Source organism: Proteus genomosp. 4 str. ATCC 51469, assembly GCF_003144375.1.
In the GTDB taxonomy this organism is placed as follows: domain Bacteria; phylum Pseudomonadota; class Gammaproteobacteria; order Enterobacterales; family Enterobacteriaceae; genus Proteus.
In genome coordinates this window covers 274,831-283,858 of the sequence record NZ_PENV01000004.1, presented here as the reverse complement: position 1 = coordinate 283,858, position 9,028 = coordinate 274,831, and the positions used below count along the sequence as shown (strand labels likewise).

General features: G+C 37.5%; 9 protein-coding genes. 3 read left to right on the top strand and 6 right to left on the bottom strand.

Annotated elements, in window-relative coordinates:
- From rsxC to DK866_RS06990, 4 genes are all read right to left on the bottom strand, one after another.
- Positions 1-1,750: electron transport complex subunit RsxC (gene rsxC / locus DK866_RS07005; protein WP_109408310.1), on the bottom strand; the 1,750-nt coding region annotated here is incomplete at its 3' end.
- On the bottom strand, positions 1,743-2,369 hold the full coding sequence (gene rsxB, locus DK866_RS07000) for an electron transport complex subunit RsxB (protein ID WP_036937055.1): 627 nt from the start codon (positions 2,367-2,369) through the stop codon (positions 1,743-1,745). The genes rsxC and rsxB, both read right to left, overlap by 8 nt.
- Positions 2,369-2,950: an electron transport complex subunit RsxA gene (gene rsxA / locus DK866_RS06995; RefSeq protein ID WP_006536930.1), complete on the bottom strand. Its 582-nt coding sequence runs from the start codon at positions 2,948-2,950 to the stop codon at positions 2,369-2,371. The genes rsxB and rsxA overlap by 1 nt, the downstream gene beginning before the upstream one ends.
- A gap of 94 nt (positions 2,951-3,044) precedes the next feature.
- Positions 3,045-3,512 carry a DUF2569 domain-containing protein gene (locus DK866_RS06990; RefSeq protein ID WP_109408309.1) on the bottom strand — a complete coding sequence of 156 codons (468 nt, stop codon included), beginning with the start codon at positions 3,510-3,512 and terminating at the stop codon, positions 3,045-3,047.
- A 131-nt stretch (positions 3,513-3,643) separates the two neighbouring features.
- On the opposite strand from DK866_RS06990, the gene DK866_RS06985 reads away from it, so the two are divergent.
- Positions 3,644-4,687 carry an oxidoreductase gene (locus DK866_RS06985; protein WP_109408308.1) on the top strand — a complete coding sequence of 348 codons (1,044 nt, stop codon included), beginning with the start codon at positions 3,644-3,646 and terminating at the stop codon, positions 4,685-4,687.
- 22 nt (positions 4,688-4,709) lie between these two features.
- The gene (locus DK866_RS06980; RefSeq protein WP_109408307.1) at positions 4,710-5,699 is read left to right on the top strand and encodes a bile acid:sodium symporter family protein; all 990 of its coding nucleotides are present in this window, start codon (positions 4,710-4,712) and stop codon (positions 5,697-5,699) included.
- Between the two features lie 99 nt (positions 5,700-5,798).
- Here DK866_RS06980 and DK866_RS06975 read toward each other — a convergent pair whose 3' ends face one another.
- Positions 5,799-6,233, bottom strand: coding sequence for a putative signal transducing protein (locus DK866_RS06975; RefSeq protein ID WP_109408306.1), 435 nt, complete (start codon positions 6,231-6,233; stop codon positions 5,799-5,801).
- A gap of 136 nt (positions 6,234-6,369) precedes the next feature.
- Positions 6,370-7,371 carry an adenosine deaminase gene (add, locus tag DK866_RS06970; RefSeq protein WP_109408305.1) on the bottom strand — a complete coding sequence of 334 codons (1,002 nt, stop codon included), beginning with the start codon at positions 7,369-7,371 and terminating at the stop codon, positions 6,370-6,372.
- Between the two features lie 660 nt (positions 7,372-8,031).
- On the opposite strand from add, the gene DK866_RS06965 reads away from it, so the two are divergent.
- Complete coding sequence (locus DK866_RS06965; protein WP_109408304.1) at positions 8,032-9,000, top strand: VWA domain-containing protein; 969 nt, start codon at positions 8,032-8,034, stop codon at positions 8,998-9,000.
- Positions 9,001-9,028: the final 28 nt, after the last annotated feature.

Sequence of the window (9,028 nt, the reverse complement as noted above, 5' to 3'; positions counted from 1 at the left end):
CTTTTTTGGCTTTCACACGAGCCAGTGCGGCAGCAACAGCAGCTTTGCGTGGATCAGCATCTTCGTTGTCACTTACTGTATTATCATTTGAGGCTTCTAATGCTTTTTGCTGTGCTAATTTGGCTGCTTGTTTTGCTCTGACTTCTTCTTTACGCTTTCTACGTGCGGCGATAGCAGCTGCGTTATCTGGCTCTTCACCTGCTTTCACAGAAATAATTTTACCGATACTCTGTTTTTCTTTTACACGAGAGAGCGCAGATTGAACTTCATTATGTTCATTATCATCAAGTTTAACCGCCGCACGTTGATGCCTTGCTTCACGCTCAAGTTTTTCACGCTCCATGCGTAATTTTTTGGCTTCAAAACGCGCTTTAGCTTCAGCTGCTCGTTTGGCTTCTGCATCAATTTCACGTATTTCGGCCTTTTCTTGGCGATAGTATTGAACCAGTGGGATATTACTTGGGCAAACAAACGCACAAGCGCCACATTCAATACAATCAAATAAGTTATGTTGTTGTGCCTTCTCATGCTCTTTACCTTTACTAAACCAGTAAAGTTGTTGAGGTAATAAACCACTAGGGCAAGCATCCACACAATGACCACAACGAATACACGCCTCTTCAAGGTTATCTGTATCCATTTCTTCAACTGAAGGGATAAGTAGGCAGTTGGTTATCTTAACAACAGGGGCATTTAAGTCAGGTAAGGTAAAGCCCATCAATGGCCCCCCCATAATCACCATTTGTTCAGAGCCTGCAACAAATCCTGCTTGTTTTAGCAATGAATAAATAGGGGTACCTAAACGTGCCCAGAAGTTACCTGGTGTTTTGGCACCATTACCAGTAACCGTGACAACACGTTCAATTAAAGGCTCATCATCAATAATGGCACGTTTGATAGCAACAACAGTACCCACGTTTTGCATCAAAACACCAATATCAGATGAACGACCACCTGATGGCACTTCTTTACCAGTTAAGATCTTGGTCAGTTGTTTAGCACCGCCAGAGGGATATTTTGTGGGAATGACACGAATAAAAATTCGTTTCTCATCAGGGACGGCATTTAATGCCAATTTCAATGCTTCAATAGCTTCAGGTTTATTATCTTCAATACCAATTAATACTTCATCAGGACAGAGAAGGTGAATTAATACCTGACAACCAGCAATCACTTCGTCAGCATGCTCTTGCATTAAGCGATCATCCGCTGTGATATAAGGTTCACATTCTGCTGCATTGACAATCAGTGTTTTAACTAAATCACCACCGCCTTTTAATTTTGAAGCAGTCGGGAATCCGGCGCCCCCTAATCCAGCAATACCCGCTTCATGGATACGAGCGAGTAAAGTCTCTTTGCTTTGCGATTGGTAATCAGTGAGAGGGAACTGTTCACGCCATTCATCTTTACCGTCAGATTGAATTCTTACGGCAATTTCAGGTAATCCAGAAGGGTGAGCACTTGGAAAAGGCTCTATAGCAGTGACAGTACCAGAAATAGACGCATGAACAGGGAGTGTTCTGCCAACACCTTTAGTCAAAGGTTGGCCTTTTAAAACATGTTCACCCACGCTAACACAAAGTTGACCAGGTACACCTAAGTGTTGATGAATAGGGACAATTACTTCATCAGGCAATTGTGCTATACGCATTGGTGTGCGACTTGACTGTAATTTCATTTCAGGAGGATGAATACCGCCTTTAAAATCCCAGATTTTATCTTTTTTAAATAACGAAAAGAGATTAAACATGAGCGTTATCCTCCGTCTTTAATGACGGTTCATCTTCAGGTGTTTCTTCAGGCTCTGCTGGAATATTTTTAACAGGGATGGTATTTAAATCCCATTTCCAATTTGAGGTTGTTACTTTGACTGGCACTAAGGTAATACAGTCAGTAGGGCAAGGAGGAACGCATAAGTCACATCCAGTACATAAGTCTTCAATAACTGTATGCATTGCGCGTGTTGCACCTACAATGGCATCAACAGGGCAAGCTTGAATACACTTAGTACATCCTATGCAATTATCTTCATCAATTAAGGCGACTTTTCTAACGGGATTTAATGCTTCTTCGTCACCATCAAGCGGTTGAGGTTCAACACCCATTAGTTCTGCGATTTTTAACATCACTTGTTCGCCACCCGGCGCACAACGGTTAATCATCTCACCATTGTTTGCAACCGCGTCGGCATAAGGGCGACAACCAGGATGTCCACATTGCCCACATTGACTCTGTGGCAAAATAGCATCTATTTTTTCAACAATAGGATCTTCTTCCACTTTAAAACGACGCGCGGAATAGCCCAAAATTAGCCCAAAGATAAGACCTAGCGCACCAAGTACGCCAATTGCTATCCATAAAGAATTCATTACAGTTTCACCAAACCACTAAAACCCATAAAGGCGAGAGACATTAAACCTGCGGTAATTAAACCAATTGATGCACCTTTAAATGGCGCAGGGACATTTGCCACTGCTAACCTTTCTCTAATGGCGGCAAATAATACCATCACAAGAGAAAAACCTACTGCTGCACCAAAACCATAAACAGCCGACTGCATAAACGTGTGTGCTTGATTGATATTTAATAACGCAACGCCTAAGACAGCACAGTTTGTGGTAATTAAAGGTAAGAAGATCCCCAACAAACGATAGAGTGTCGGGCTTGTTTTTCTTACAACCATTTCAGTGAATTGTACAACTACTGCAATAACTAAAATAAAGCTCAGTGTGCGTAAATAAAGTAAGTCCAAAGGAACTAAAATAAAGTTATCCATCAGCCATGAACTAATAGAGGCGAGAGTCATAACAAAGGTCGTCGCAAATCCCATACCGATCGCGGTTTCTAATTTTTTTGATACACCCATAAATGGGCATAAACCTAGGAATTTGACGAGTACAAAGTTATTCACCAATACGGTGCCGACGAATAGAAGCAAGTAATCAGTCATTGTTATGCCAAAATTGTTAAACAGAGAAACAAAAAGCCTCCTGAAATAAAGAGGCTAAACAAGCGTATATAATATCAAGGGTGAAGATACGAAGTTATCGAACTTGTGTGAAAGTTTCACGAACACGTTTAGAGTACTTGATATAAGGCACAAAGCAGACAGTCGAGAAGACCGACCATAGAAGAGATTTTAACGCTGTTTGGTCATCTACAGGCGCAAAGCCAAAGCTTTTGATCGCTAATAGTAAGTTGATAAGTAACCATAAAATAAATAAACGTGGAAAGTTTTTAGCGCGATAAAAAAACTGGCGTAGTAGATATACCGTAAAACCAAACATCACCCAAGTGGTTAACGCAGAGAGATACCAACTTGATATTAAATGAAAAGGAAGCTGGTGGAGGATCGAAAAATCCGCAAAATATTTAAGAACGTAGAGAACAGACATCAAGCCTGAGCCAATAATTGATAAGATCATATAAGCCAATGGCGCAAGTAGCCATCCAGTTATAGGCGCCTTTCCTGAAAGGTTATTCTGCGTGTTTGCTTTGAGATCAAATTTCATTAATTAATTATTCCTACTCGTGTGTATAGAACTAAACGAGATATTATCACAAACTTTGTTATTATTTATTTAGCTACAAAAGTGAAAGTGATTTTTATTAATAAAAAAGCAGATAAAAATAGGATAGGGTTATGGCAAATAAACTCAATGTTGGGATTATCGGGTATGGCTATGCAAGTAAAACCTTTCATGCTCCCTTAATTACAACTACCGAAGGCTTAAATCTTAGTGCAATTTCAAGCTCTGATGAAAATAAAGTCAAACAAGATTTTCCTCACATCACGGTTTATGCAGATCCTCAAGCACTTATTAATGACCCTTCAATAGACTTAATCATTATCCCTACACCGAATAATACTCACTATTCGTTAGCTTCACAGGCTTTGGAAAAAGGTAAACATGTTGTTATTGATAAACCGTTTACACTAACACTGGAAGAAGCAGAAAAATTATCTCAACAAGCAACAAATGCCGGTAAGCTACTTTCTGTTTTTCATAATCGTCGTTGGGATTCGGGTTTCTTAACGGTTAAAAAACTTTTAGCGGATAAAACACTTGGTGAGATTAGTGCCTATGAAGCTCATTTTGATCGCTTTCGCCCAACCGTGCGTCAACGTTGGCGAGAAGATGCCGGAATTGGTGGCGGACTTTGGTATGATTTAGCGCCCCATGTTCTTGATCAAGCCGTTTGCCTATTTGGTGAGCCTAAAGCAATTACGGCAGATATTGCTCAATTACGTCCTAATGCAAAAAATGCCGATTATTTTCATGCATTATTAGAATATGACAATCTTAGAGTTATTCTTCATGCTTCTATGCTAGTCGCATCTCCGACACCTATTTTTGCTATTCATGGAACAAAAGGCAGTTATGTTAAATATGGTTTAGATACTCAAGAAGATGCCTTAAAAGCCGGTTATCTTCCTAATCAAACCTATAATTGGGGAATGGATAATAAAGATGGTGAATTAACAACATTATCAGCATCCGGTGAGTTAGAAACAACCACGCTTGCTACACTCCCTGGTAATTATCCCGCGTATTATCAACAAATTTATCGTGCAATTACATTGGGTGAAGAAAACCCCGTTACGCCAATACAAGCAACTGCCATTATGCGTTTGATTGAAGCGGGCGAAATTTCAAATCGTTTAAAACAAACTATTACGCTATAAGCTAAAGGGAGCGCTAAATCTAATGTCTTGGTGGCAAAAATTAAAACTTGATCCTTTTCTCATGATAATGATTTGTGTGGTAACCCTAGCAACGCTACTACCCGCACAAGGGGATATTAAAGTCCTGTTTCAATATCTAACAACAGGCGCTATTGCGCTACTTTTCTTCTTGCATGGTGCAAAGCTCTCTAGAGAGGCAATACTGGCAGGGCTTGGGCATTGGCGATTACATTTAACCGTATTTGCTAGCACTTTTATTCTTTTCCCTATTTTGGGGCTAGGATTACAAGTGATTGTGCCTGAATGGATGTCACCGACAGTCTATATGGGTTTTTTATACCTTTGTGCTCTTCCTGCAACCGTTCAATCCGCCATTGCTTTTACTTCTGTGGCAGGGGGAAATGTCGCCGCAGCTATTTGTAGTGCATCAGCATCGAGTATTCTAGGTGTTTTTCTTTCACCGGTGCTGGTGGGTTTTTTAATGCAAACGCAAGGCTCAGCAGATGATTTTGATACTGCTGGAGCAATTCAGTCGATTTTACTGCAATTAATGGTGCCTTTTATTATTGGTCATTTATCTCGCCCTTTAATTGGTCGTTGGGTTGATAACCATAAAAAATTAGTCAATAGAACAGATCGCTCGTCTATTCTGCTGGTGGTCTATGTGGCATTTAGTGAAGCGGTGGTTGAAGGAATTTGGCATAAAATAGATGGTTGGTCACTATTAACGATTGCGATAGTGAGTTGTATCTTGCTAGCAATTGTCATTTTTGTGAATGTATACAGTGCAAGGTTGCTTGGTTTTAATAAAGCGGATGAAATCACCATTGTTTTTTGTGGCTCCAAAAAGAGCTTAGCAAATGGTGTACCAATGGCTAACGTGTTATTTCCTGCGGCAACGGTGGGGGTAATGTTATTACCATTAATGATATTTCATCAGATCCAATTAATGGTTTGTGCTGTATTAGCACAGCGCTATGCGAATCAAGTTAAAGAAGCTGAAAAGAAATAACATATTTAAGTTGGATGGATAATTAATAGTATTGTTTAAATATTGATTATGAGCCAAATATAAAAAAGGCATCGATTTTATTATTTATCGATGCTTTTTTTATTCACTATGATCTTTGTTATTTTCTTTTTTATCTAGCAATGAAGAAGGTTGTGACTTTAACGGAAGAGGTAAACCTAACACAAAGTAAATTAAGAAAACAAAACCTATGTTCAAATAATCTGTTTTATTATTTTTTACCGTTGTCTCTAATTCACAATCAATCGGTTCTAGTTTATCGTTAATATTATATTTACCTTGGTAAAGCTCATTTAGTATGGTTTGTGCTTGTTCAAATTCTTTATCATTAACGAGCAGTTTTACACCTCCGGTTGCTTGAGCATAAACCTGATTGTTCCAAACAATATTTTCATCTAAAAGAATAGCATCAATGCCTTCAGATTGGAGAAGTCCTGCTTCAATTGAAGCATCAAGCGGCGATAAGTATTGAGCTAATAATTTATAATGGCCTCTTGTTGGGTGAATGTTCCACATAATTCTTCCTTAATGATAAATAATCTCTGACGAAGATTAATTTTAGTCTAAGTGTCATTAATGATCCTATCTATTTTTAATGAATATAAAAAAACCATCTGATTAACAGATGGTTTTGATGAAAAAGCATTAAATATTAACGTAAGCTTACTTTTTTAATTAATGCGTCACGTTCAGCTTGGCTAATAAACGCCATTTTTAAACCATTAATTTGAGTTTGGCGAATTTGCTCTGGTGTTAATCCCGCAGCTGGTGCTGCAACGTTATATTCATGTTTTAATTCAATGCCTTCAACAGCAGGATCGTCTGTATTAAGCGATGCAATAATGCCATGCTCTAAGAAAGTTTTTAGAGGATGTTCTGCTAGTGAATTGATAGTGCTGGTTTGAATATTTGAGGTTAAGCAAGATTCAATGCCAATTTGATGCTCTGCGAGATAATCCATTAAACGAGGATCTTCAATAGCCTTAACACCATGACCGATACGACTTGCACCTAATTCTTTAATTGCGTGCCAGATACTTTCAGCACCAGCTGCTTCACCGGCATGAACTGTAATATTCCAGCCTGTGTCACGAGCACGATTAAAATGAGGTTGGAATAAGTGACCCGGAAAACCTAATTCATCACCCGCTAAATCGAGCGCAGTAATTTTATCTTGATGTTTTAACAATCCATTTAATTCTTGTTGGCAAGCATCTTCACCAAAAGTACGGCTTAAAATACCGATTAAACGAATATCTACATCGTGTGATTGTAGTGCGCTTTGTACACCATCAACAATAGCTTCTACGACACCTTCAACAGGCAACTGGTGTTTCATTGCCATATAATAAGGAGAGAATCGCAATTCAGCGTAATCAATACCCGCATTAACCACATCCACCACGTTTTCATAAGCAACACGATGACACGCATCTAAGTCTGCTAAAACCGCTACTCCCCAATCTAATTTTTGTAAGAAGCTCACAAGACTTGGCTCATTTTTTGTAATTTGCACATGAGGACGCAAAGCTTCTAATTCATAAGCGGGGAGCGCAATATTGTGTTGTTTTGCTAAATCTAAAATAGTTTGTGGGCGGATATTACCATCTAAATGACGATGTAAATCGGTTAAAGGCAACTGTGTGTCAATCACGTGTTATTTTCCTTTTTAATAGAAATAATGAAAATCTATCGTTTATAGTGATTTTCTTATAATCGGGTAAATATAAATGAGTTGCAGATTATTATGACTGATTTTTATTTTATTCACTAATAAATAAACTTAAATTGGTTATTTTTAAAACTAAAAATGCCGTTTTTTCTCAATTTTAAGTTAAAAAATAGAAAACGAAAAAGAGAGATGTTTATTTATTAGCTACAATATTCAATGCAATTGACGTGTATTATCAAGATAACTGATACATTAAAAATTAAGCTGAAAATAGAGCTATCATGATAATTGAAATATCTTATCAATTATTCTGATAGATTTGAAAGTGGAGGTTAAGCAAAAAACAGTTTACATCTTGATTTTCTTATCACTTTACCCAATAAGTTACTCATTTTATGATTTCTAATATTTTTGAGTAAATGATAGTGAGATATTTTTATAAATATAAAAAATTATTTATGCTTATATTTTATTCATTAAAATAAAAAACAATATATCTCTTTTATTAAATAAGGAATAAAGAATAGGAAATTGACGCCATAATAAATTGCTGTTTGATGGATATATTTAATAGCAAATAATTATTTACATAATAATTTTTTTAATTAAATCCTAATTATTTAAAACTTAAGGCGTATAAATATGAATGAGAATGTAAATTTAAATCTTGGAAAGAGAGATAATGCAATACAACACCAATTAGTTTCTAAAATACGACCTCCTTCATCGGCAAATAATCTCACTTATGGATCGCAAGTTGTTACTGGTGATGGTGCAATTGCATTAGATCTAGTTGTTGTAATTGATACCAGTGGTTCAATGGCTGATGAGTCGTTAGATTTGAGTAAAGATATTGATATTGCAATACAAAAAGCGCTGGAAAATTGCCCATCAAAACTTCGGGTAACTTTTTTAGGTATTGAAGGTACATGGGATGATACTAAATTTGATCAATCAGCGAGTGACTATTTAAAAGCATTAGGTGTACCCGAAAGTCGTTTACAGGCAAGAAAACCCTTTAAAGAGGCTGATGGACGTGATCATGCGGGTAATAAAGAAGATTTATGCCGAGCAGTGATTGATTTAAGTAAATATTTTGATTGGCGTGATGGTGCTCGTCGTGCAGTTTTTGTTTTGGGTGATGAAGGTATGGAAGGTGGCGGAGGTGTACTGACTAACGCAGCAAAGATAAAAAATGATGAAGCGATTGCCGTTGCCCAACAGGAAAAAGTCAAAGTATATACCTATCAAGGAACGCCAGACGATAGTGCAACGAACCTCGATCGTTTCCCAAGTGTGGCTGATAGAGATCGTGTAACAAAAGAGTATGTGCGTTTAGCAGAGCAGACAGGAGGGCGCTCTTATATTTACACTACAGGAATTGCGAATTTCTCTCTAGTGTTACAAGAGATCCTCTGTGATAGTTTAACACTACCAAACATTCCTAAACCGAATGATAAAAAATCTAACTGTGGCCATGTTTGTGAACAATTAACTTCTATTATTTCAACAGTAAATACACTTGCAGGAATAATTAATAAAACCATTGATTCTTGCTGTAAAGATGAATGGGGCAATCATCACCTTCCGGCTAAAGACTGTGATTGTTAATTAAAATACGAAGAAAAAAACACCCCAT

What these genes read in the sequence shown, in the direction of transcription:
- rsxB (WP_036937055.1), bottom strand. Translation starts at nt 2,369, where the DNA reads ATGAATTCTTTATGGATAGCAATTGGCGTACTTGGTGCGCTAGGTCTT.
- rsxA (WP_006536930.1), bottom strand. Translation starts at nt 2,950, where the DNA reads ATGACTGATTACTTGCTTCTATTCGTCGGCACCGTATTGGTGAATAAC.
- DK866_RS06990 (WP_109408309.1), bottom strand. Translation starts at nt 3,512, where the DNA reads ATGAAATTTGATCTCAAAGCAAACACGCAGAATAACCTTTCAGGAAAG.
- DK866_RS06985 (WP_109408308.1), top strand. Translation starts at nt 3,644, where the DNA reads ATGGCAAATAAACTCAATGTTGGGATTATCGGGTATGGCTATGCAAGT.
- DK866_RS06980 (WP_109408307.1), top strand. Translation starts at nt 4,710, where the DNA reads ATGTCTTGGTGGCAAAAATTAAAACTTGATCCTTTTCTCATGATAATG.
- DK866_RS06975 (WP_109408306.1), bottom strand. Translation starts at nt 6,233, where the DNA reads ATGTGGAACATTCACCCAACAAGAGGCCATTATAAATTATTAGCTCAA.
- DK866_RS06965 (WP_109408304.1), top strand. Translation starts at nt 8,032, where the DNA reads ATGAATGAGAATGTAAATTTAAATCTTGGAAAGAGAGATAATGCAATA.